The 21,978-nt window shown below is 73.9% G+C and carries 21 protein-coding genes, 3 pseudogenes and 1 riboswitch; of the genes and pseudogenes, 11 read left to right on the top strand and 13 right to left on the bottom strand.

What is annotated here, in order from left to right; genetic code table 11:
* Positions 1-28: 28 nt before the first annotated feature.
* From SJY06_RS08455 to SJY06_RS08445, 3 genes are all read right to left on the bottom strand, one after another.
* A complete protein-coding gene (locus tag SJY06_RS08455; RefSeq protein ID WP_380166529.1) occupies positions 29-388 on the bottom strand; it encodes an NADH-quinone oxidoreductase subunit A in 360 nt (119 codons plus the stop codon).
* A gap of 179 nt (positions 389-567) precedes the next feature.
* The gene (locus SJY06_RS08450; RefSeq protein WP_380166527.1) at positions 568-1,899 is read right to left on the bottom strand and encodes a geranylgeranyl reductase family protein; all 1,332 of its coding nucleotides are present in this window, start codon (positions 1,897-1,899) and stop codon (positions 568-570) included.
* 91 nt (positions 1,900-1,990) lie between these two features.
* Positions 1,991-2,698 (bottom strand): demethylmenaquinone methyltransferase, encoded by a 708-nt coding sequence (locus SJY06_RS08445; protein ID WP_380166525.1) that lies wholly within the window; start codon positions 2,696-2,698, stop codon positions 1,991-1,993.
* 65 nt (positions 2,699-2,763) lie between these two features.
* Here SJY06_RS08445 and SJY06_RS08440 point away from each other — a divergent pair, with 65 nt between their 5' ends.
* The 6 genes and pseudogenes from SJY06_RS08440 (at position 2,764) to SJY06_RS08415 (ending at position 8,268) form a co-directional block, all read left to right on the top strand.
* The gene (locus SJY06_RS08440) at positions 2,764-4,068 is read left to right on the top strand and encodes an isochorismate synthase MenF (RefSeq protein WP_380166523.1); all 1,305 of its coding nucleotides are present in this window, start codon (positions 2,764-2,766) and stop codon (positions 4,066-4,068) included.
* Positions 4,069-4,142: 74 nt separating this feature from the next.
* A pseudogene (locus tag SJY06_RS08435) lies at positions 4,143-4,379 on the top strand (DivIVA domain-containing protein); the annotation flags it as partial.
* Positions 4,380-4,647: 268 nt separating this feature from the next.
* A pseudogene (locus SJY06_RS08430) lies at positions 4,648-4,713 on the top strand (hypothetical protein); the annotation flags it as partial.
* Positions 4,714-4,811: 98 nt separating this feature from the next.
* Positions 4,812-4,904, top strand: a riboswitch (SAM riboswitch).
* A gap of 159 nt (positions 4,905-5,063) precedes the next feature.
* Complete coding sequence (locus SJY06_RS08425; RefSeq protein WP_380166521.1) at positions 5,064-5,603, top strand: flavin reductase family protein; 540 nt, start codon at positions 5,064-5,066, stop codon at positions 5,601-5,603.
* On the top strand, positions 5,600-6,784 hold the full coding sequence (gene sfnG, locus SJY06_RS08420) for a dimethylsulfone monooxygenase SfnG (protein WP_380166519.1): 1,185 nt from the start codon (positions 5,600-5,602) through the stop codon (positions 6,782-6,784). Before SJY06_RS08425 ends, sfnG begins: the two co-directional genes overlap by 4 nt.
* Positions 6,785-6,990: 206 nt before the next feature.
* Entirely contained in the window at positions 6,991-8,268 is a 1,278-nt protein-coding gene (locus SJY06_RS08415; RefSeq protein WP_380166517.1) for a DUF2254 domain-containing protein, read from the top strand.
* A gap of 23 nt (positions 8,269-8,291) precedes the next feature.
* On the opposite strand, the gene SJY06_RS08410 is transcribed toward SJY06_RS08415, so the two are convergent.
* The 3 genes from SJY06_RS08410 to SJY06_RS08400 form a co-directional block, all read right to left on the bottom strand.
* On the bottom strand, positions 8,292-9,140 hold the full coding sequence (locus SJY06_RS08410) for a sugar ABC transporter permease (protein ID WP_380166515.1): 849 nt from the start codon (positions 9,138-9,140) through the stop codon (positions 8,292-8,294).
* Positions 9,141-9,150: 10 nt separating this feature from the next.
* On the bottom strand, positions 9,151-10,833 hold the full coding sequence (locus SJY06_RS08405; protein ID WP_380166513.1) for an ABC transporter permease subunit: 1,683 nt from the start codon (positions 10,831-10,833) through the stop codon (positions 9,151-9,153).
* Positions 10,834-11,002: 169 nt separating this feature from the next.
* Complete coding sequence (locus SJY06_RS08400) at positions 11,003-12,328, bottom strand: extracellular solute-binding protein (RefSeq protein WP_380166511.1); 1,326 nt, start codon at positions 12,326-12,328, stop codon at positions 11,003-11,005.
* 184 nt (positions 12,329-12,512) lie between these two features.
* Here SJY06_RS08400 and SJY06_RS08395 point away from each other — a divergent pair, with 184 nt between their 5' ends.
* Positions 12,513-13,565: a LacI family DNA-binding transcriptional regulator gene (locus SJY06_RS08395; RefSeq protein WP_380166509.1), complete on the top strand. Its 1,053-nt coding sequence runs from the start codon at positions 12,513-12,515 to the stop codon at positions 13,563-13,565.
* 121 nt (positions 13,566-13,686) lie between these two features.
* Here the strand turns inward: SJY06_RS08395 and menD are convergent, their stop codons facing one another.
* Together menD and SJY06_RS08385 are read right to left on the bottom strand one after the other, a co-directional pair.
* Positions 13,687-15,510: a 2-succinyl-5-enolpyruvyl-6-hydroxy-3-cyclohexene-1-carboxylic-acid synthase gene (menD, locus tag SJY06_RS08390; protein ID WP_380166507.1), complete on the bottom strand. Its 1,824-nt coding sequence runs from the start codon at positions 15,508-15,510 to the stop codon at positions 13,687-13,689.
* A complete protein-coding gene (locus SJY06_RS08385) occupies positions 15,507-16,532 on the bottom strand; it encodes an o-succinylbenzoate synthase (RefSeq protein ID WP_380166505.1) in 1,026 nt (341 codons plus the stop codon). The genes menD and SJY06_RS08385 overlap by 4 nt, the downstream gene beginning before the upstream one ends.
* A gap of 63 nt (positions 16,533-16,595) precedes the next feature.
* Here SJY06_RS08385 and SJY06_RS08380 point away from each other — a divergent pair, with 63 nt between their 5' ends.
* Entirely contained in the window at positions 16,596-17,549 is a 954-nt protein-coding gene (locus tag SJY06_RS08380; RefSeq protein WP_380166503.1) for a 1,4-dihydroxy-2-naphthoyl-CoA synthase, read from the top strand.
* Positions 17,550-17,664: 115 nt separating this feature from the next.
* Here SJY06_RS08380 and SJY06_RS08375 read toward each other — a convergent pair whose 3' ends face one another.
* The 3 genes and pseudogenes from SJY06_RS08375 to SJY06_RS08365 all read right to left on the bottom strand — a co-directional run bounded on the left by SJY06_RS08375 (position 17,665) and on the right by SJY06_RS08365 (position 18,501).
* Positions 17,665-18,015 (bottom strand): SRPBCC domain-containing protein, encoded by a 351-nt coding sequence (locus tag SJY06_RS08375; protein ID WP_380169686.1) that lies wholly within the window; start codon positions 18,013-18,015, stop codon positions 17,665-17,667.
* Positions 17,949-18,131 (bottom strand): annotated as a pseudogene (locus SJY06_RS08370) (SRPBCC domain-containing protein); the annotation flags it as partial. The pseudogene SJY06_RS08370 and the gene SJY06_RS08375, both read right to left, overlap by 67 nt.
* A complete protein-coding gene (locus SJY06_RS08365; RefSeq protein ID WP_380166501.1) occupies positions 18,115-18,501 on the bottom strand; it encodes an ArsR/SmtB family transcription factor in 387 nt (128 codons plus the stop codon). The gene SJY06_RS08365 and the pseudogene SJY06_RS08370, both read right to left, overlap by 17 nt.
* 551 nt (positions 18,502-19,052) lie before the next feature.
* On the opposite strand from SJY06_RS08365, the gene SJY06_RS08360 reads away from it, so the two are divergent.
* Complete coding sequence (locus SJY06_RS08360) at positions 19,053-19,205, top strand: hypothetical protein (RefSeq protein ID WP_380166499.1); 153 nt, start codon at positions 19,053-19,055, stop codon at positions 19,203-19,205.
* A 34-nt stretch (positions 19,206-19,239) separates the two neighbouring features.
* On the opposite strand, the gene SJY06_RS08355 is transcribed toward SJY06_RS08360, so the two are convergent.
* A complete protein-coding gene (locus SJY06_RS08355) occupies positions 19,240-19,740 on the bottom strand; it encodes a GNAT family N-acetyltransferase (RefSeq protein WP_380166497.1) in 501 nt (166 codons plus the stop codon).
* A 140-nt stretch (positions 19,741-19,880) separates the two neighbouring features.
* Here SJY06_RS08355 and SJY06_RS08350 point away from each other — a divergent pair, with 140 nt between their 5' ends.
* Positions 19,881-20,816, top strand: coding sequence for a hypothetical protein (locus SJY06_RS08350; RefSeq protein WP_380166495.1), 936 nt, complete (start codon positions 19,881-19,883; stop codon positions 20,814-20,816).
* A 54-nt stretch (positions 20,817-20,870) separates the two neighbouring features.
* Here the strand turns inward: SJY06_RS08350 and SJY06_RS08345 are convergent, their stop codons facing one another.
* Positions 20,871-21,344, bottom strand: coding sequence for a hypothetical protein (locus SJY06_RS08345; RefSeq protein WP_380166493.1), 474 nt, complete (start codon positions 21,342-21,344; stop codon positions 20,871-20,873).
* Positions 21,345-21,386: 42 nt separating this feature from the next.
* On the opposite strand from SJY06_RS08345, the gene SJY06_RS08340 reads away from it, so the two are divergent.
* Positions 21,387-21,965, top strand: coding sequence for an NUDIX hydrolase (locus SJY06_RS08340; protein WP_380166491.1), 579 nt, complete (start codon positions 21,387-21,389; stop codon positions 21,963-21,965).
* Positions 21,966-21,978: the final 13 nt, after the last annotated feature.

Below are 21,978 nucleotides of genomic sequence, written 5' to 3'. Positions count from 1 at the left end.
GGTGCGGGAGGTCGACGCCGGTGCGGCGTCAGTCCCACTCGAGCCCGCCGCGCCGCCAGACGTAGGCGTACGCGACGAGGATGGCCCCGACGAACAGCAGGACCTGGACCAGGGCGAACAGCCCCAGCTGGTTGAAGGCGACGGCCCACGGGATGAGGAAGACGGTCTCGATGTCGAAGACGATGAACAGCATGGCGATCAGGTAGAACTTGATCGGCACGCGCCCGCCTCCGGCCGCCTGGGGCGTCGGCTGGATCCCGCACTCGTAGGCCTCGAGCTTGGCGCGGTTGTAGCGCGCCGGACCGGTCAGCGAGGTGGCGACGATCGAGAAGGCGGCGAAGCCGGCGCCGATCGCCAGCATGATCACCAGCGGCAGATAGGGGCTCACGTGAGGTCTCCTCGTCGGGTCGCGCCTGGGTCGCGGCCGTCTCGCGCGTGCACGGTCGGCGTCATCCTAGGGGGCGTCCGACCAGGGCCCGGGACCTGGGGCCCCGGCCCCCACCAGCACGTTTAGGTCATCGAAGGCTGACGAAATGCAACCGTGACCGGCGATGACCCGGCCGGCGCTCATGCGAGCCGCGACGCCACGGGCGACAGGCGCTCCATCTGCTGGATGACCTTGTCGACGGGGTCCCCGCCCTTGTCCTCGTAGAGGTTGGCGAGCAGCTTGAGCACGAACTGCATGAGCAGCGGGCGCGGCAGGCCGTAGCGGGTCGCCGTCGCCATCACCCAGGGGTTGCCGATGACCTTCACGAACACCCGGCCGAGGGCGTAGTAGGCGCCCATCTCGGCCTCGACCGCCTTGGGGTAGGACTGCAGCGCCCGCTCGCGGGCGTGCTCCGGCATCGCCATGGCCTGGGCGACGACCGTGGCGGCGATGCGCGAGCTGGCCATGGCGTAGGCGATGCCCTCGCCGTTGAACGGGTTGACCATCCCGCCCGCGTCGCCGACCAGCAGCAGGCCCTTGGTGTAGTGCGGCGTGCGGTTGAAGCCCATCGGCAGGGCCGCGCCCTTGATGGCCATGGTCTGGTTCTCGGGCGTGAAGCCCCAGTCGGCCGGCATGGTCGCCACCCAGCGCTGCAGCAGCTCCTTGTAGTCGACCTTGCCGAACGCGCTGGAGCTGCTGAGGATCCCGAGGCCGACGTTGCTGGTGCCGTCGCCGACGCCGAACACCCAGCCGTAGCCGGGCAGCAGCGTGGACTGACCGGGCGGGCCGTCCCACAGCTCGAGCCACGACTCCAGGTAGTCGTCGTGGGTGCGTGGGGACTCGAAGTAGGTCCGCACCGCGACACCCAGCGGGCGGTCGTCACGCTTGATCAGCCCCATGGCCAGGCTGAGCCGGCTGGAGTTGCCGTCCGCGGCGACCACCAGCTTGGCCTTGACGGTGCCGGTGAGGCCGGTCTTGCGCCCCTTGGCGTCGTGCCGGGCCCAGGTGACGCCCGTGATGCGGCCGGAGGCGTCCAGGACCGGGCCGGTGACCGAGGTCTGCTCGAACAGGTGCGCGCCGTCGCGCTGCGCCGTGCGGGCCAGCACCTCGTCCAGGTCGGCGCGAGGGCGGACCAGGCCGTAGCTGGGCACGCCCGTCAGCTCGGGCCAGTCCAGCTGCAGCCGCTGACCGCCGCCGATGATGCGCAGCCCCTTGTTGCGGATCCAGCCGTCGTCCTCGCGGTGGGGCACACCGAGGGCGACCAGCTCCTTCACGCCGCGCGGGGTCAGGCCGTCGCCGCACACCTTCTCGCGGGGGAAGGCGGTCTTCTCCAGCAGCACCACGTCCAGCCCGGCGCGGGCCAGGTAGGCCGCTGCGGTCGCCCCGGCGGGACCGGCTCCGACGACGACCACGTCGGCCTCGGCGGGGACGTCGTCGAGAGCGGTCGGGGGCAGTTCGGTCTGGGTGCTCACCAGGGGACCTCCAGGGACATGCGCACCGGACTTGTGCACGTGTTCACAAGGGTACGACGCCCGCGGCGGCCCCGCCGGACGGGTCGGACGCTCAGGCGGGACGGACGGCGCGGTGAAGGGCGACGATGCCGGCGCTGGCGTCGCGCCAGGTGACCTGGCTCCAGCCGACGGCCCGGATCCGCTCGGCGAGCGCCTGCTGGTCCGGCCAGGCCTGGATGGACTCGGCCAGGTAGTCGTAGGCGTCCGGGTTGGACGAGGCCACACGGGCGACCGCGGGCAGGACGCCGAGCAGGTAGCGGTCGTAGACGGCCCGGAACGGCGCCCAGGTCGGGTGGCTGAACTCGCAGACCACGAGCCGTCCCCCGGGGCGCACCACGCGCAGCATCTCGGCCAGGCCGGCGTCCGGGTCGACGACGTTGCGCAGCCCGAAGGAGATGGTGGCCGCGTCGAACGAGGCGTCCGCGAAGGGCAGCCGGGTCGCGTCGCCGGCCAGGAACGACATGTCGGGACGGCGCCGCCGCCCCACCTGGAGCATGCCGAGCGAGAAGTCGCAGGCCACCGCCCGCACGCCCGCGTCGGCGAACGGCTCGGTCGAGGTGCCGGTCCCGGCGGCCAGGTCGAGGACCTTCTCGCCGTGCCGGGCGTCCAGGTCCCGCATCACCATGCGCCGCCAGCGCCGGTCCGAGCCCATCGACAGCACGGTGTTGGTCAGGTCGTAGCGCTCGGCGACCCCGTCGAACATCGAGGAGACCTCGTCGGGACGCTTGTCCAGCTGGGCGCGGACCGGGGTGTCGGGCACGGCCAGATCGTCCCACGGCGCCCGGGGCGCGGGCACGGCCGGTGGCGACCTACCCTGTGATCACGATGTCCAGCACGATGGCAGACCCCGCCGAGCCGGCCGCGCGTCCCGGCGTCCGGCTGGTGTCCCGCACCGTCGAGATCGACGACCCCGGCCCGCTGCTGCAGCTGCTGCCGCCCGGCGAGACCCCGCTGTCGTGGGTGCGCCGCGGCGAGGGCCTGGTGGGCTGGGGCGAGGCCGCCCGGGTGAGCACCCGCGGGCCGGGCCGGTTCGCCAGCGCGGAACGGCGCTGGCAGCGGCTGCTGTCCGGGGCGGTGGTCCGCGACGAGGTCGGCCTGCGCGGCACCGGGCCGGTGGCGTTCGGGTCGTTCGCCTTCGCCGACGGCTCCCCCACCGCGAGCCGCCTGGTGGTGCCGGCCACGGTCGTCGGGCACCGCGACGGTCGCTGGTGGCTGACCCGGACCACGCTCACCGACGGAGCGACCGACGGCGTCATCCCCGGTCCCGTGGCCGGCCCTCCGCCCGCCGCGACCGCCCCGCCCGCCCCGCGCCCGGTCGCCTTCGCCGACGGCGCGGTGAGCAGCGCGGCGTGGGAGGCCCTGGTCGAGGCGGCCGTGCGGCGCATCGACGCCGGGGAGGTGGCCAAGGTCGTCCTGGCCCGCGACCTGCTGGCCCGGACCGGGACCCCGCTGGACCCCCGCGCCCTGCTGCTGCGCCTGGCCGACAGCTACCCCTCGACCTGGACGTTCAGCGTGGACGGCATGGTCGGGGCGACGCCGGAGATGCTAGTGCGCACCCAGATGCGCCTGGTCGCCTCGCGGGTGCTGGCCGGCACCATCCGACGGACCGGTGACGACGCGCACGACCTGGCCCTGGCCGCGTCGCTGGCCCGCTCCAGCAAGGACCTGGGCGAGCACGAGTACGCCGTGCGCAGCGTGGTGGAGGCGCTCAGCCCGTTCTGCGCCGGCACCAACGTCCCCGAGGCGCCGTTCGTGCTGCACCTGGCCAACGTCATGCACCTGGCCACCGACGTGACCGGGGTGCTGCGCGACGACGTGTCCAGCCTGCACCTGGCGGCCGCGCTGCACCCCTCGGCCGCCGTGTGCGGCACCCCGACCCGGGCCGCGGCGGCCCTCATCGCCGACCTGGAGGGCATGGACCGCGGCCGCTACGCCGGGCCGGTGGGCTGGCTGGACGCGGCGGGCGACGGCGAGTGGGGCATCGCGCTGCGCTGCGGGCAGCTGAGCGACGACGCCCGCGAGATCCGGCTGTTCGCCGGCTGCGGCATCGTCGAGGGCTCCGACCCGGCCGCCGAGCTGGCGGAGTCGACGGCCAAGTTCGTGCCGATGCGGGACGCCCTCGGCGGCTGAGCCGTCAGGGTGAGGGGCGCACCGCTACTCGTCGACGACCCTGCTGCCCGCCCACGCAGACGAGAGGATGCACCGTGGCCACCACAGCAGCCTCGGTCCGCGCGCGGACCTTCACCCGGACGAGGTGGCGGGAGGGCTACGTCGCCGACGAGGTCGACGCGTTCCTGGAGCGTGTCGCCCGCACCCTCGAAGCCGGTCCCGCCGGCTCCGACCCCGTCGACGCGGACACGGTCGTGCAGGTGCGGTTCTCGCCCACGAAGTTCCGGGCCGGCTACGACCAGGACGAGGTGGACGACTTCCTGGACGAGGTCGTGACCACCCTGCGACAGGTGCCGCCGGGCGGACAGACGCCCTCCGTCGGGACCGCGCCGCGAGTGATCTTGACCAGCACGGACGCCTCGTCGCGGCGCTTCGACGAGGTGCGGTACCGCGAGGGCTACGTCCGGGCCGAGGTCGACGCCTTCATGGCCGTGCTCGTCACCGCCCTGGCGGCCGGCGAGAACGGCGGGCGGTCGCAGGACCACCTGCACCGCCGTCGTCACCACACGGTTCGGCGCCAGCCGGAGCAAGGGCTACGACCAGGACGAGGTGGACGACTTCCTGGACGAGGCCGTGGCCGCGCTGCGGTGGCACGAGGGCCGCTGAGCCGTCCGGCACCCTTCCGGGTGGTCCGCGTCCCATGGGGCGAGACAGAACCGCCAGGGTCTGGACACGACGACGTCCGGTCTGTCACGGTCTTGCTGCAACCATCCAGAGCGACCGAGAGACCTGGCTCGTAGACGTCGCAGCAACCCCCCGGCAACGGGTGCGGGTGCTTCCGCCAGGACCGATGGAGGAACACCTGATGTGCAGCACCCCTCTGGTCCGGCGACGCGCCGTGGACCTGTCCCGCACCTGCTCCGCGGTCTGTCCGTCCTGACGTCACGACGCACCAGGACCTGACCCCCGACCGCACGAACCCCGGCGCCACCAGGCCCGGGACGAAGGAGCCTCCCGTGACCACCACCCCCCTCCGGGGTGGACCTGCGGTGGACCTCCGGCGCGCGTTCCGCCTCGACGCCTCCAGCGTCTGGGTCGTGACCTCCGCGCACGAGGGTTCACCCGTCGGGTTCACCGCCGTGTCCGTCGCCTCGGTGTCGATCTCGCCGCCGCTGCTGTCGTTCAACGTGTCCCGCACCTCCTCCAGCCTGGCCACGCTGCTGCGCTCGGGGCACTACGCCGTCCACCTGCTGTCCCACGACCAGGAGGACGTGGCCCGGCGTTTCGCGGCCGACGCGTCCCGCCGCTTCGCCGACCCGACCACCTGGTCCTGGGCGCACGACGGCCTGCCGCAGGTGCACGGCGTCGTCACCCGGGTGTCCGGTGCCGTGCTGCGCCTCGTCGACGCGGGCGACTCCCTGCTCGTGCTGGGCGAGGTGCACGACGTCCTGGACCACGGCCACGGCACCGCCGTCCCGTCCCCCCTGGTCCACCACGACCGGACCTACACCCGCACCGCGGCCCCGGCCGCCCACCTCGCAGGAGCCGTCGCATGAGCACGTCCACCCCGACCGACGCCACCGAGCCGCTGCGGTTCGCCTACTGGGTGCCGAACGTGTCCGGCGGCCTGGTCGTGTCCACGCTGCCGCAGCGGACCGACCACTCCCCCGCCTACAACGTCGACACGGCCCGGGCGGCCGAGGCGGCGGGGTTCGACTACGCCCTGACCCAGGTCCGCTACGGCGCGTCGTACGGCGCCGACTCCCAGCACGAGTCGACGTCGTTCTCGCTCGCCCTGCTGCTGGCCACCGAGCGGCTCAAGGTCATCGCCGCCGTGCACCCCTACTTCTGGCAGCCGACGGTGCTGGCCAAGTGGGCCGCCACGGCGCAGGAGCTGACCGGGGGCCGGTTGGCGCTGAACGTGGTGTCCGGCTGGTTCAAGGGCGAGGCGCTGAGCCTGGGCGCGACCTGGCTGGAGCACGGCGAGCGCTACCGGCAGTCGGAGGAGTTCATCGACGTGCTGCGCGGGGCGTGGACCACCGACGACTTCACGTACCGGGGCGACTACTTCCGGACCCGGGACCTGACCTTCCGGCCCCGACCGGACGTGCTGCCCGAGGTGTTCCAGGGCGGCAACTCGACCGACGCCCGCCACATGGCCGGCCGGGTGAGCGACTGGTACTTCATGAACGGCGGCGGGTTCGAGCAGGTGTCCGAGCAGGTGTCGGAGGTCGGCGGGTACGCGGCCGACAACGGCCGCAGGATCCGGTTCGGCCTGAACGGCTTCGCGGTGGTGCGCGACACCGAGGCCGAGGCGCGGCAGGTGGTCGAGGACATCGTCTCCCACGCCGACGTGGCCAAGGTCGAGGGCTTCCGCGATGCCGTGCGGCAGGCCGGCCGGTCGACCGGTGACGGCAAGGGGATGTGGGCCGACAGCGACTTCAAGGACCTGGTGCAGTACAACGACGGCTTCCGCACCGGGCTCGTCGGCACCCCGGAGCAGGTGGCCCGGCGCGTGCTCGCCTACAAGCTGATCGGCGTGGACCTGCTGCTGCTGGGGTTCCTGCACGTGCGCGAGGAGGTGCAGGCCTTCGGCGAGCGCGTCATCCCGCTGGTGCGCGAGCTCGAGCGCGAGGTGGCCGGCCTCGCGGACCCGGTGTCGCACCTGGGGCTGACCGACGAGCTGGCCCACGCGCTGGCGGCCGTGCGGCAGCCGGGTGTCGTCGTGCCCGCCTGAGAGCCCGGTCGCGGGACGGGCGGGCCGATGGGGGCGCCGACCCCGTCCGTCCCGCGACCTGGCTCCCCAGGCGAGGTCCGCGGCGGCGAGCACCGGACACCTCCGGGCGGCCGGGCCCGCACGTCGCCGGGTCGTTGCTGGCACCCTGACGGGATGACGGTGCAGGCGCGACGCGGCCCGACGGGCCCTGCCGGCCCGCTCGGGCCGTGAGGCGGTTCCGCCTGGCGCACCACCTGCGCACCAGCCTGTGGGTGGTGCCGGTCGTGTGCGTCCTGGCGGGGGTGGGGTCCTCCCTGCTGACCACCTGGGTGGACGACGGCACCATGGTTCCCCACGCGGTCACCGGTGACCCGACGGCGATGCTGCAGGTGCTCTACCTGGTGTCCTTCGCGATGCTCACCCTGACCGGCCTGGTGCTGTCCCTCGTCGTCGTGGTCATCCAGCTGGCCACCGGGTCCTTCTCCCCCAGGATCGTGCGGGAGATCCTCCAGGACCGTCCCGCCCAGGTCGCCGTGGGGCTCTTCGTGGGCACGTTCACCCACTCGCTGCTGACCATGCGCCGGGTGCCGGTCGAGGGGGACGGGCCCGTCCCCGGTCTGGCCTTCGTGGTCGCGGTCGTCCTCGTGCTGGCGTGCCTGGTCACGATCGTCTGGTTCATCAACCACGTCGGCCAGTCGGTGCGGGCCTCCGGGCTCGTCCGCTGGGTGGCCCTGGACACCCTCGCCACGCTGCGCCGGGTCTACCCGGACCCGGTCCCCGGCCCCGTCGACCCCTCCGTGGTGACGGCCGGCGACGGCGGGGTGGTGTTCGTCGTGGGGCACCACCGGCTCGTCGGGCTGGCCGAGCGGGCCGACTGCCGGGTCGAGCTCCTGCACGCCCTCGGCGACTTCGTGCCCACGGGGGCTCCGCTCGCCCGCGTCGTGGGTGACCACTCCCGCCTGGACCCCGCGGCGGTCGCGGACGCGGTGGTGCTGGGTCCCGAGCGCACGCTCAACCAGGACGTCGCCTACGGCCTCCGGATGCTGGTCGACGTCGCCGCCGGCTCCGTGGCCGACGGGCCGTTCGAGGACCCCACGACGTCGGTCCAGGCGATCGACCGGATCCACGACCTGATGCGACAGATCGCCCTGCGGCCCCTGCCGGACGGCCGCCACCGGGACGGCGCCGGGACGGTGCGCCTGGTGGTGCCGACGATCGGCTGGGAGGGCCTGGTCAGGCTGGCCTTCGAGGAGGTGCGGGAGTCCGGGGCCGGCTCCGTCCAGGTGACCCGGCGGCTCGCCGCCGCCCTGGAGGACCTGCTCGAGGTGGCGCCCGACGACCGGCGGCCGGCCCTGCGGCGAGAGCTCGAGCTGCTGCGGGAGGCGGCCGTGGGGCGTCGCACCTCCGCCCACGAGGCCTCCGGGCCCGTGCGGGCCGACGCCTCGGGGATCGGCTCGTCCCCGGACCTGCTCCGGGGGCCGGAAGGCTCCCGGGGTCCCGGCTGAGCGCGGCAGCGCCGGCCCGGCGCCTACTTGACCGAGCCGGCGGTCAGCCCCGACACCACGTACTTCTGCAGCCACTGGAACAGCAGCACCGGCGGGATGGTGCCGAGCAGCGCCCCCGCGGCGAAGAAGCCCCAGTTCGCGTTCAGCTGGCTGCTGACCAGCTGGTACAGACCGACCGCGAGGGTCTGCGACTCGGGAGCGGTCAGCAGGATGCTGGCGACCAGGAACTCGTTGAGCGTGGTGATGAACGCCAGCAGGACCACGACGGCCAGGACCGGCGCCGACAGCGGCAGCACCATGGTGAAGAACACCCGGGCGTGACCGGCGCCGTCGACCTTCATCGCCTCGTCGAGCTCGGTGGGGATGGTGTCGAAGAAGCCCTTGATCAGGAACGTGCTGACCCCCAGCGCGCCGCCCATGTAGACCAGGACCAGCCCGATCGTGGTCCCCAGCCCGATGCCGGGGAACAGCTGCCCGATCTCGAAGACGAGCAGGAAGATCGCGATGGCGGCCAGGATCTGCGGGAACATCTGGATCAGCAGCAGCCCGAGCAGCCCGAGCCGCCGCCCCGCGAAGCGGAACCGGCTGAACGCGTAGGCGGCCAGGCAGGCGACGAACACCTGCGCCACCGCCGTCACCGAGGCGACGACGAGGGTGTTGAGGAACCACTGCGGGTACGGGTAGACGGGCGTGCTGAACAGCGCCCGGTAGTTGTCGAGGCTGATCTCGCTGAAGAGGGCGTTGCTCGCGGTGAGCGTGCCCGCGGGGTTGAGTGAGGCGCTGAGGACGAACACGATCGGGAACAGCGCGAACACGAGGGCGGTCAGGCCCACGAGGTGACGCCAGCCTGTGTCGGCGAACCACTTGGTCATGCCCAGCCCCTCAGTTGATGTCCTCGAGGGCACGGGTCCGCCGGAAGCTGAAGGCGGAGACCGTGGCCACGATGGCGAAGATGAACACGCTGATCGCGCAGGCGAACCCCCACTGCTGGCCGCCGCCGCTCTCGAAGCCGAGGGTGTAGACGACGTGGATGAGCAGGTCGGTGCTGCCGATGGTGATCGGCGCGGTCGGGATGTTGGGCCCGCCGCCGGTGACGAAGTAGATGAGCGTGAAGTTGTTGAAGTTGAAGGCGAAGCTGGCGATGAGCAGCGGCGCGACGCTCACCATGAGCAGCGGCAGGATGATGGACCGGAAGACCCGCAGGGCGCCGGCGCCGTCGACGCGGGCGGCCTCCTTGACGTCGGCCGGGATGCTCTGCAGCGCCCCGGTGCACACCAGGAACATGTACGGGAACCCCAGCCACAGGTTGACCAGCAGGACGCTGGCCTTGGCCAGCCAGGGGTCGGTGAGCCACGGCACCTCCGCGCCGCCGAGCAGCACCTGGTTGACGAAGCCGAAGCTGGGGTTGAGGAACCCGGCCCACAGCAGCATCGACATGAAGCTGGGCGCGGCGTAGGGCAGCAGCAGCAGGGAGCGGTACACCCGCCGGCCGCGCATCCGCGGGTGGTCCAGGGCCATCGCGAGCACCACGCCGAGCACGAACGTGGTCAGCACCGACAGCGCCGCGAACGCGAACGTCCAGGCCAGCACCTGCAGGAACGGGCCGCGCAACCGGTCGTCGGTGAACATCCGCTCGAAGTTCGCGGTGCCGACGCCCACCCGCCAGCCGGGCGTGAGCTCCTGCCCGTCGGCGTCGACGTAGAAGCCCCGGGTCTGGTCGGCGACGTACGCCCGGCCGTCGCGGGAGTCGGTGAGGGTGTCGGTGGCCTCGTCCCAGCTGAGCAGCGGCTGGTTGACGTAGGCCACCCGGCCGTCCTGGGTGCGCAGGCTGCCGGCGTCCGGGTCGTCGACCTCCAGCGGCACCCGGAACCCGACGACGGCCTGCTGACGCTCGGCCAGGTCGGACAGCGCGAGGCTGCGCCAGCCGGCCAGCGCGGTGGCCCGCCCCTCCTCGTCCCGGGTGACGTCGTCCGGGGCGACGTCCTGCAGCCCGTCGGCGGTGCCCAGGGCCACGACGCCCTCGGGGTCGGTGAGCAGGAACGCCAGCTCCTCGCCGCCCGGCCCGGCGGCCGGGTCGTCCGCGGTCGGGTCGTCGGCGGCCTCGGCCCCGGCGTCATCCGCAGCCGGGTCGTCGACGGCCGGGTCGTCGGCGGCGCCGCCCTCCCGCGCCAGCACCGTCACCGCGTAGGCCGGGCTGTCGGGCACACGCTGCTCCGACACGGCCAGGATCTGCTCGCGCGCCGTCGGCTGGTCGATGGTGTGCGCGTCACCGTAGTTCGTGAACGCGACGAAGCCGGTGTACAGGACCACGTAGACCTGGAACACGAGCAGGAACAGCAGGCCCGGGAACAGGTACTTGGCCGGCACGGCCCGGCGGCTGAAGTAGATGTAGTCCGCCGCGGCCAGGGCCACGGCCAGGACCACGACGAAGCCCCAGCTGCGGGCGCCGAAGGCGACGAAGACCGCGAACACGCCGAGGGCGTTGACCACCGCCATCAGGACGGTCTTGACCAGCAGGGCCGCGAGGAAGCCGGGCGGGCGGCGACCGGGACGACGGCCGGGCACCGAGGCCCCGCCGGGTGGCGGGACCGGTGGCGGGCCGCCAGCGGGGCGCGCGGGCGTCAGGGTGCCGGACAACACGGCCTCCGCTTCGTCGAGGGGGTGCGTGGGTGGTGGCCCCCGGGGTCGCGGCGCAGGGCCGCGCCCCCGGGGGTGGTTCAGGAGGTGCCGGGGCTCAGGAGCCGGCGATGTTGTCGCGGATGCGCGCCGCGGCGTCGGTGACCAGGGTCTCGGGGTCGCCCGCGCCGAGCAGGATGTCCCGCTGCGCGTTGCCGTAGTCGCCCCACACGCTGTCCATGGCGGGGATGTTCGGCAGCGGCTGGCCCTCGGCGCCGTACTCGCCGAAGCCCGCGATGATCGGGTCGGAGGCGACCTCCTCGAACACCGACGTGAACGCCGGCGGGCGCTGGCCGTTCTCGTACAGCGAGCGGGCGACGTCCTCGGTGCCGAGGTAGTTGAGGACGAAGTCGTTGGCGACCAGCGGGTTCTCGGCGTAGGCCGAGACCATGAAGCCCTGCACCCCGACGAAGGGCTGCGAGGGCTCGCCCCCGGCCGACGGGATGGCCTCCACGACGAAGTCGACGCCGCCGTCGGTGAACGCGGGGACGTTCCACGGCCCGGTGATGGCGTACGGGGCGCGCCCGCTCGCGAAGGCCTCGCTGGCGATGTCGAAGGTGACGTCGGCGTTCAGGTAGCCGGCCTCGCCCCACTCGCCGAGCTGCCGGGCGAACTCGAGGCCGCCCTCGTCGTCGATCTGCAGGTCGTCGGCCAGGTAGCTGCCGTCCTCGGCCGTGCCGAAGATGTTCGAGCCGTACGAGGTCTGGATCGGGTAGAAGTGGAACACGTCGCCCGCGTCGCCCACCTGCAGCGCCAGCGGCAGGTCGGCGTCGCCGGCCTCCACCAGCGCCTGGCCCTCCTCGAGCATCGACTGGAAGTCGGCCGGGGGCTCCGGCGCCAGCTCGGTGTTGCGGAACAGGGCGACGTTCTCCACCGCGTAGGGCAGGCCGTAGGTCAGGCCCTCGTAGGTCATGGCCTCCACCGCGACGTCGGAGAAGCTGTCGGCCGCCGCGCCCAGCTCCAGCGGCGCCACGGCGCCGTTGCTGACCAGCTGGCCGAGCCAGTCGTGGGCGCCGACGATGATGTCGGGGCCCTCGCCGACCGGGCCGCGCGTGATGAGGCTCTCGCGGATGATGCCGAAGTCGATCTGCTGGACGGCGACGGTGAGGTCGTTCTCCTCGCCGAACGCGTCGCCGATCTCCTGCACGATCGGGGCCCGGGTGTCGTCGGTCCAGATGACCAGGTCGGCGTCGGCGCGCTCGATGGGGGCCTCGCTGCCCTCCGGCGACGGCTCGGGGGCCGCGGCCTCGCTGCTCTGCTCACTGGGCTCGACCTCGGGGGCCGCTCCGGCGTCGTCCACGGGGTCGGCGTCGCCGCCGCCGCAGGCCGTGGCCAGCAGCGCGACTCCGGCGAGGGCCGCCACGACCGGGATGCGTCGTCGCATCGGGGAACTCCTTTGCTCGCCCCGCTCGTCCGTCGAGCGGTGCCGCGCAACCTAGCAACTGCTTGCGCAAGAAGCGAGAGTCTTGCGCGCACATCCGGGCTCCTGTTACCTGATCTTGACCACGTTCCCCCACAACTCGGACCGGTCCTTGCGCCGGTGTTGCGTTTCCTGCGAGATTCGCCGCATGACCACCCTCGACGTCATCGCGGCCGAGGTCGGCGTCAGCCCCGCCACCGTCAGCCGGGCGCTGCGCGGCAAGAACGGCGTCAGCGACGCCGTCCGGCAGCGGGTGCTCGCCGCAGCCGAGGCCGCGGGGTACGTGGCCAGCAAGCGCAGCACCGGCATCGACACCGACGTGGTCGGCGTGATCGTGCCCGAGCTCGACAACCCGGTCTTCCCGGCCTTCGTGCAGCGGATGCAGACGCTGCTGGTGCAGCAGGGCTACACCCCGCTGGTCGGCTCGCAGTTCACCCCCGGGGTGAGCGAGGACGAGTGGATCGAGCTGATGCTGGGCCGCTCCATGGCGGGGCTGGTGGTGGTCTCCGGGATGCACGCCGACACCAAGGCGCCGCCGGACCGCTACCACCGGCTGCGCCGCCTCGGCGTGCCGCTGGTGCTGGTCAACGGGTTCGTGCCGGACCTGGACGCGACGTTCATCGCCACCGACGACCAGACCGCGGTCGAGATGGCCGTGCAGCACCTGAGCACGCTGGGCCACCGGCGGATCGGGCTGGCGGTCGGGCCGGAGCGCTACACCCCGGTCGTGCGCAAGGTGGCCGCCATGGACCGCCTGGTGGCCGCCCGCGCCCGCGCCGGCGACCCGGTGGAGGCCGTGGTCGAGCACTCGCTGTTCACCATCGAGGGCGGCCAGGCCACCGGGCGGCGGCTGATCGAGGCCGGCTGCACCGGCATCGTCTGCGCGTCCGACCCGATGGCCCTCGGCGTGATCCGGGCGGCGCGCGGCATGGGTCTGTCGATCCCGCGGGACGTGTCGGTCATCGGCTTCGACGACTCCCCGGCCAACGCGTTCATGGACCCGCCGCTGACCTCGTTGCGCCAGCCGGTCGGCGACATGGCCTCGGTGGCCATCACGGCCCTGGTCGAGCAGCTGCGCACGGGCCAGCACCCCACCACGGAGTACCTCTTCGCTCCCGAGCTGATCGTGCGCGGCACCACCGGCCCGGTGCTGCACACCTCCCCCAACGCCAACCGGGACCACCTGCCCGTCCCCCGCTGAGCCGTCCCGCGTTCCGACGCAACGGCACTCTGCGTCGGTCTACCCGACGCAGCGGCACACCGTGGCGGTCCGGTTCCGACGCAACGGCACTCTGCGTCGCACGTGGTGAGGTCCGGTCGCGTCAGCCGAACGCGGCGGCGCGGGCAGCCTGCGTGACGGCCTCGGCCAGGGCGCGGGAGCGTGAGCGGTCGGTGGTCACCTCGACCACCTGGGGGCTGCCGTCCCAGTCGTGCAGCGCCTGGTCCAGCTCCGCCTCGCCGGTGACGAGGACGTGCGGCACGTGGTGGGCCCGGCACAGCGCCGCCAGGTCGACGTCTTGGGGGGTGGCGAAGAACCGCTCGTGCACGTCGGCGAACCGCGCCTCGCCGTGCTCGAGCAGCCCGAAGATGCCGCCTCCGCCGTCGTTGGCCACGACGACCTGCACGGGGGGCCGCTCCTCGCCGGGCCCGACGAGCAGCCCGTTGCCGTCGTGCAGGAACGCCAGGTCGCCGACCAGGGCACGGACCGGGGTCGAGCGGGACAGCGCGATGCCGGCCGCCGTGGACAGCGAGCCGTCGATGCCGGACAGCCCGCGCGAGGCGTGCACCAGCGGCTGCGGGCGGGCGTGGTCCATGACCAGGTCCAGGTCGCGGACGACGCTGCTGGCGGCCACGAACAGGTTGGGGCCGTCGACCGGCAGGTCCTGCTGGGCCCGGGCCACGGCCCGGGCGACGTGCAGGCCGCTGAGCCCGCCCCAGGAGTCGAGCACGACGTCGACCGCCTGCCGGGCCCGCCGGCCGGCCAGAAGCCACCGCTCGAGCCACTCCAGGTCGGCGGCCAGGGCCATCCGCGCCATCACGGCAGCCACCCGGCGGTGCTCGCGGTCGGGCCCGCCCTGGCCCGGCAGCGCGACGTGCACGACCTCGACGTCCGGGCGGGCCAGCAGCCGGGTGACCGGCCGGGTCAGCGTGGGCCGGCCGTACACGACCACGCGCTCGACGTCGGCGCCGAGCCCCGGCAGGTCGAGCAGGTGGCGGTAGGCCGTCACGGCGGTCGAGCTGGGACCGACGTCGGAGCCCGGCTCGGCCAGCAAGGGGAAGGCGCTGGGGTCCGCGAGCAGCCGCGCCTCGTACCCCTCGCCGTCCCCCGCCACGACCACGGTGCGCCGCCGGGACCACATCAGCAGCTGACCACCGGGCCGCTCGGGCAGGTACGTCAGGTCGAGCTCGTCGACGTCGTCGGCCGGGTCCTCGACCTCCTCGGGCCCGTCCGGGTCGGTGGCGGCGCCGCCCTCGTCGACGGCCTCGACCAGGATGGCCTCGGCCTCGGCCACGACCTCGTCGAGGTCGTCGTCCGCACCGTCCGCCGGGTCGCCCGCCGGCAGCAGCGGCGTCCAGTCCGTCCCGTCCGGCACCAGCGGGTCGGGCAGGCCGACGTCCAGGTGCACCGGCCCGGTCGCCCCGTCCAGGCGACCCCCCTCGTCGCGGCCGCTGCACCGGGCGACGAGCCGGGCCACCACGTCCGCCCAGTCGACCGCCGGGTCGTCGGCCTGCAGGTCCAGCGACAGCAGCGCCGCGTCGGTGAACGCCCCGGCCTGCAGCGGCGTGGTCTGGTTGGCCCAGGTGCCGCGCAGCCGCCCGGGGCGGTCGGCGGTCAGGACCATCAGCGGCACCAGGCCGTGCCGGGCCTCCCACACCGCCGGCAGCAGGTTCGCCACCGCGGTCCCGGACGTCGTGACGACGGCGGCGAGCGAGCCGCCCTTGCCCAGGCCCAGGGCCAGGAACGCCGCGGAGCGCTCGTCGATGCGCACGTGCACGCTGAGCAGCCCGGCCGCCTCGGCCGCGTTCAGGGCGTAGGCCAGGGGCGCGGAGCGCGAGCCCGGGCACAGCACGACGTGCTCCACCCCGTGGTCCACGAGCCCCTGGACGATGGCCCGGGCCGCGGTCGTCGAGGGGTTGTCGCTCACCCGCCGATCATGCCCGCTCCCCCGCCGGCCCGGAGCAGCGCGTGGCAGCGGGCCAGCCGCTCGCGCCACCAGCGCTGCCGCTGCGGCGTCGCGGCGTAGCGGGCCAGCAGGTCCGCGTCCGCCGTGACGGCCCCGACCGGCACGTGACCGGCCACCGGAAGCAGCGGCGACCGGGTGACGTCGCCGCCCAGCAGGGCCGCCGTGCCCAGGCCCGCGGCCCGCACCGGGTCCGGCAGCGCCGCGGCCGCCGCCACGCCGGCGGCCAGACCGACGGAGGTGTCCAGCGCCGAGGAGACCGTGAGCCCGACGTCGTGGCGCTCGCGCAGCACCTGCGCCACCTGCAGCAGCCGGCCCACCCCGCCCAGCGGGGCGACCTTGACCACGACGACGTCCGCGGCGCCGGCGAGCGCGACCGCGAGCGGGTCCTCGGCCCGGCGGACGGACTCGTCGGCCGCGACCGGCACCGAGACCCCGGACGCGGCCAGCCGGACCCGCAGCCGCGCCAGGTCCGCCACGTCGGCCACGGGCTGCTCGGCGTACTCCAGGCCGTAGCCCGCCAGGGCGCTCAGCGCGGCCAGGGCCTGGTCCACGTCCCAGCCGCCGTTGGCGTCCACCCGGACCGACCCGGTGGGCCCGAGCCCGGCGCGCACCGCGGCCACGCGGTCCAGGTCGTCGGCCAGCCCCTGCCCGGGCTCGGCGACCTTGACCTTGGCCGTGGTGCAGCCGGGGAACCGCGCCAGGACACCGGCCACGTCGGCCGCGGCCACGGCGGGCACGGTGGCGTTGACCTCGACCGAGGTGCGCAGGGGCGCCGGCCAGTGCTGCGCCGCCGCCTCCAGACCGGCCGCGAGCCAGCGCGCGGCCTCGTGGTCGTCGTACTCGGCGAACGGCGAGAACTCGCCCCAGCCGGCGGGCCCGTCCAGCAGCAGGGCCTCGCGGACGGTGATGCCGCGGAACCGGGTGCGCAGCGGCAGGGCCACCACGTGCACCCGGTCGGGCGGGGGCAGGTCCGGCACGTCCACGGCAGCCAGTGTCCCCGCCGCTCCGCCGCCGCGGCGCGCCGGGCGCGGTCGTAGGCTCGCGCGGTGCCCGCGCTGCCTCACGTCTCCGACACGTTCGACCCCGCCGCCTGGCGCGAGGTCGACCCGGCCGAGCTGGGCCGCGAGGCCCTGACCGACATCACCTACCACCGCTGCGTGCTGCCCGGCCCGGCCGGCGGCACGGTGCGGGTCGCCTTCGACCGGCCGGAGGTCCGCAACGCGTTCCGCCCGCACACGGTCGACGAGCTGTACGACGTGCTGGACCACGCCCGGCGCAGCGCCGACGTGGGCTGCGTCCTGCTCACGGGCAACGGGCCGAGCCCGAAGGACGGCGGCTGGGCGTTCTGCTCCGGCGGCGACCAGCGCATCCGGGGTCGCACGGGCTACCAGTACGCCGACGGCGAGACCGCGGAGACCGTGGACGCCCGGCGCACCGCGGCGGAGGGCGGACGGCTGCACGTCCTGGAGGTGCAGCGCCTGATCCGCACCATGCCCAAGGTCGTGGTGGCGGTGGTGGGCGGCTGGGCCGCCGGCGGCGGGCACTCGCTGCACGTGGTGTGCGACCTGACCGTGGCCAGCCGGGAGCACGCGCGGTTCAAGCAGACCGACGCCGACGTCGGCAGCTTCGACGCCGGCTACGGCTCGGCCTACCTGGCCAAGATGGTGGGCCAGAAGAACGCCCGCGAGATCTTCTTCCTGGGCCGGACCTACGACGCCGCCACCATGCAGCGGATGGGCGCGGTCAACGTGGTCGCCGGCCACGCCCGCCTGGAGGCCGAGGCGCTGCAGGTGGCGGCCGAGGTGAACGGCAAGTCGCCCACGGCGCAGCGGATGCTGAAGTTCGCCTTCAACCTGACCGACGACGGCCTGATGGGCCAGCAGGTGTTCGCCGGCGAGGCGACCCGGCTGGCGTACATGACCGACGAGGCGGTCGAGGGCCGCGACGCGTTCCTCGCCAAGCGCGACCCGGACTGGTCGGCGTTCCCATGGTACTACTGATTCGGCCGGTCTCCGCAGGGCAGAGCGTTGCGGTGGGGCGGAGCTTCGATGCGCTGTCCGCGGACGAAGCCGGGGGGCGACGTGCGTGCCGGTCTGCCCGGGCGCCGTGCCGCGGTCAGCGGTCGAGCAGCCGCTCCAGCTCGTCGAGCGCCATGCTCCAACCTGTCTCACCCGGCGAGCCTGCCGGGACGCCCAGGTGGGTCAGGGTCAGCAGAGTTCCTCCCTCGAAGGCCTCGAGTCGGACCTGGACCTCGGTGCTCGGGCCGGCTGGGGCAGCGCCCGCCGAAGGTGCCGTCGCCTCGGTGTAGTGCAGTCGGGCGGGCGGCTCGACGACGGTGTGCTCGCCGGCGAAGGCATCTCGACGTCTCCCCCCGGGCCGCTGACCGTCATCGACACCCTGCGATCCCCTCCGACACGGAGGTCCATGACGTGCACGACGGTGCGGGCACCGGCTGGGCCGTACCAGGCCGCGAAGTGCTCCGGCTCGGTCCACAGCGGCCACACCTGTTCGGGCGTGGCCGCGAGGGTGCGCCGCAGCACGACCGACTCGCGAGAGCGATGGGCGTCAGGTGTCTCGGTCATGCGCCTGTCCTCCTTGTTGGTCCTCGTCGCGGGCTCGTTCCCGTCCGACCTGGTCCAGGTGGTCGGTCATCCGGTCCAACCGGCCCTCCCACACCGCCCGACACGTCGACGCCCAGCCGGACACGAGGTCGAGGACCTCTGGGTTGAGCCGGCAGGGTCGGAACTGCGCGCGCCGGCCGCGGGTGATCACCCCGGCGCGCTCCAGCACGGTGAGGTGCTTGGACACGGCGGGCAACGCGATGTCGAACGGCTCAGCGATCTCGTTCACCGTGGCTTCGCCCTGGGCAAGACGCAGCACGATCGCGCGGCGCGTGACGTTCGCCATGGCGGAGAACATCTCGTCGAGCTGGGCTTCTGCGACTGCGTCCACCGGGTGCCTTCCATCGCGTTATTTAACCACTATGGAAACTACCATCGTGGGAGTCGGCGCGACAAGACCTCCGTCCTCGCAGAGCGACTCGTCGGCCTCCCACCACCGCTGCTGCCTCGGGTTCGACCGCGACCCCAGCCCGACGGGCCTCCGACGGGGTGAGCCGTGAGCCGGATGGCGTGGCCTGAGGTTCAGGCCGCGCCGAGCTGACGCAAGGTGCGGCCTCGACGGCGATGAGGCCGCGCCGGATGCTGCGGTCGTCGAAGGCCGACCTCAGCGAGGCGACGACGTGCGTCGGGTGCCGGTGGACGTCGACGCGACCGGGCTCGGGCGCGCCACCTGGGCGCTCACCGCGGCGAAGCCCCAACCTGCTGCCGTGGAGATGGTGCGATCACTCGTGCAGCAGGCCCACTGCTATCGCGCCGCGACCGCGCCCTGACGACCCCCTCGTCCTTGCCGGCCCCAGCAGGCCGCCCTCCACGTGCATGCACACCGGATGACCATCTTCGTGTGACCTTCCGGGCCGGCGTAGCGGTGGATAGCCTTCGGTCATGGCGGACTCCGGGACTCGAGCTCCCGCACAGGTACCGGCCGGTGACGAGCTGCGCGTTCCGTTCTGGATCGTCCTGGCGGGAGTAGGTGTCGGCGCCGTCTGGGCGCTGGCCGGTGTGCTCGTCGGCTACCGGATCGCCCGCCGCCCCTGAGACCTGCTGCGACGAGGGGCCGCAGGTCGGCCTGTCACTGCTCGGACAGGTCCTTGAAGTAGCGGGCGACCGGCCAGCGCTCGAACCCGCGGGTCTCGTAGGACCGCCGGGCCGGCGTGTGACCCGGGTCGTCACCGGTCTCGACCATCACCATGCTCATCCCCGCCGCGCGCGACCGCTGGATCGAGTGGTCGAGCAGCGCCCGGCCCACCCCCCGACGTTGCAGCTCCGGCTCGACGGCGAGCGCGTAGACCTCGCCCATCCGGTCCTCGGGGTGCGTCCGCGTGCACACCCACCCCGCCGGCCTCGAGTCCAGGAACGCGACGTCGACGTTCTCGGGCTCGTCGTCCAGGACCGCGGCGAGGTCGCCGTGCTGCCTCGTGCGCCAGCCGTCGGGGTAGAAGGCCCGGTAGACGAACGGCGGGACGGCGTCCTCGACCAGGGGGAACACCGGCTCCCAGGCCCGCAGGGACAAGGCCAGCAGCGCCTCGCGGTCTCCGGGCGAGTAGGGGGCGATCCGCAGCACGACGGCCACGCTAGCCGCCTCCGTGTCGCGCGGGCCGGGGTGACGCCGCGGTGGGGCCTCGCCACCGGCACCCACGCCCGGGACCGCACGCTCCCCGACCGCAGCGATTCGCCCGCCCCGCCACGTCGTCGGCACGTAGCGTCCCCCCGGTGGACCAGCAGACCGCACGCGTCGGCACCGGCACCGACCGGGCACGTCCGGGGGTGGCCATCGGCGTGGGTGTCGGCGTCGCCGCCGCGCTGCTCGGGCTGCTGCCCTGGCTGGTCGCGGGCGCACGGCTCCCGCTGCAGAACCTGTGGGCGGAGCCGACGGGGCCCAAGGACATGCCCCGGGCGCTGCTGCCCTTCAGCCAGTACACCCTCACGCTCCTCCTGGCCCTGGTCGTGACCGGCTACGGGGCGGCCGGCACGGCGCTGCGGGCCCTGGGCGTCCACCGAGACCGGACCACCGTCCGCTCGGCGGGCGCGGCGCTGCTGGCCGTCCACCTCCTCGCCACGGTGCAGACGGCCGGCGTGGTCGGCACCGGGCTGACCGGACGGACCGCCTCCGGCCTGTACCTGGCCGCCCTGCTGGTCGTGACGATCCTGAGCGTCCTGGTCGGCCTGCTGGTCCTGGCCCTGCTCGTGGCCCGGTCGCGGGCCGCAGCGGTCGTCGGGCTGACCCTGCTGGCGGTCGTGCTCGCGTCCTGGCTGGGCCAGCTGCTGGTGCCCTGGGGCTCCGTGCCCGACGACGACCGGGTCCGCCTGCTGACGGCTGTGGCGCGCTGGGCGCCGGCCGTGCTCGTCGGGGCCGCGATCGCGTGGGGCGGCCTCCGGTCACGCGCGGGCCTGGCCGCCGCCGCCGGCGGCCTCGTCGTGCTCTGGGCGGTCCCGGCCGCAGTGACCGCCGTGACGTCCGCCGCGGGGAGCCGGGCGTTGCTGCGCCAGCCGCTCGAGCTCCTCTCCTACGCCTCCGAGGTGCTGCGCGCCGCGCTGCTGCTGCCCGAGGTCGTGCTGCCGCCCCTGGTCCTGGCGGTGCTCGTCGCCCTGCTCGGGGCGGCGGCCGCGTCCGTGCTGGCCCGCGGCCGCCGCGTGCGGCCCGCCTGACCGGAGCGCTGCAGCGAGCGTCGGGGCGCTGGGGTCGCCCGGGTCGCGCCCCGGTCAGCCGGTGGCGACCAGGTCGACACCCAGGCTCGCCAGGACCCCGAAGGCGGTGCCCCAGAGGATGATGGAGACGGTCTGCCAGAGGACGATCGCGTTCTTGGACGCGCCGAAGGAGACCATGGCCAGGGCCGTGATCTGGCTGGGGAGGATGGTCTGGCCCAGCAGGCTCACCCCGGCGACGCCGTAGCGGTCGAAGGCTCGGCGCAGCCTGAGGCGGCGCGGCGAGGGCTCCTTCGCGGGTCGTGCGACCCGGCTGCGGACGGCGTCGGCGCCGAAGACGACCGCGAGCATGGAGGCGACGTTGCCGAGGACCGCCGCGATGACGGCCACCGGCAGGGCGAGACCGGCCAGCACCCCGATCACGGAGCCGAAGTAGGACTCCACGAACGGGATCGCCCCCGCGACCATGACCGCCAGCCACTGCAGCAGCGGGGGCATGGACTCGGTGAGGTCCTGGAGCGACTCGATCATGCATGACCCTTCGTCGACGGGGTGGTGGGAGGCGGTGCCCCGATGGTGGCTCACCGGACCGACGCCACGGACCGGGTGCTCGTCCTGGTACTACTGACCGTGCCCTCCACGCCGCGCAAGGTCGTCGACCGAGAGGCCGCGCGCGTGCTGCTGGTCGACGGGGCCGGTCGCGTGCTGCTGTTCGAGGGCCTGGACCCGGCCGACCGCGACGGCGGGTCGTGGTGGTTCACCCCCGGCGGCGGCCTGGAGGGCGAGGAGTCCGCCGAGCAGGCCGCCCACCGGGAGCTGTGGGAGGAGACGGGGCTGCGCGTGCCGCGGCTGGCCGGCCCGGTGGCCGAGCGGCGCAGCGAGTTCGCTTTCGACGGGCTGCTGTACCGGCAGCACGAGCTGTACTTCGCGGCCGCGCTCGAGGCCACCGACGTCGTCGTCGGCCCGGTCGCGCACACCGAGCTGGAGGTCCGCTCGGTGCTCCGCTGGCACTGGTGGTCGGCGGACGAGCTCGCCCGAACGCAGGAGCGCGTCTACCCGCCGTGGCTGGCGCGGTGGCTGGCGCGGACCGTTACCGAAGGGTTGACGAACCGTTACCCGGACGAGGCCGCCCCGGTTCGTGACGACGCCTGAGAGTTCTTAGGCT

It is taken from the genome of Jannaschia sp. R86511 (assembly GCF_042466345.1).
GTDB lineage: Bacteria > Actinomycetota > Actinomycetes > Actinomycetales > JBBAYJ01 > Aquipuribacter.
The sequence above is the reverse complement of the archived record's forward strand: the minus strand, read 5'-3'. Positions and strand labels throughout refer to the sequence as shown.

Bases quoted from the DNA above. Each gene is read 5' to 3' on its own strand.
- SJY06_RS08440 (WP_380166523.1), top strand. From the start codon at position 2,764: ATGTCCAGCACGATGGCAGACCCCGCCGAGCCGGCCGCGCGTCCCGGC.
- sfnG (WP_380166519.1), top strand. From the start codon at position 5,600: ATGAGCACGTCCACCCCGACCGACGCCACCGAGCCGCTGCGGTTCGCC.
- SJY06_RS08410 (WP_380166515.1), bottom strand. From the start codon at position 9,140: ATGACCAAGTGGTTCGCCGACACAGGCTGGCGTCACCTCGTGGGCCTG.
- SJY06_RS08400 (WP_380166511.1), bottom strand. From the start codon at position 12,328: ATGCGACGACGCATCCCGGTCGTGGCGGCCCTCGCCGGAGTCGCGCTG.
- SJY06_RS08395 (WP_380166509.1), top strand. From the start codon at position 12,513: ATGACCACCCTCGACGTCATCGCGGCCGAGGTCGGCGTCAGCCCCGCC.
- SJY06_RS08360 (WP_380166499.1), top strand. From the start codon at position 19,053: ATGGCGGACTCCGGGACTCGAGCTCCCGCACAGGTACCGGCCGGTGAC.
- SJY06_RS08345 (WP_380166493.1), bottom strand. From the start codon at position 21,344: ATGATCGAGTCGCTCCAGGACCTCACCGAGTCCATGCCCCCGCTGCTG.
- SJY06_RS08340 (WP_380166491.1), top strand. From the start codon at position 21,387: ATGGTGGCTCACCGGACCGACGCCACGGACCGGGTGCTCGTCCTGGTA.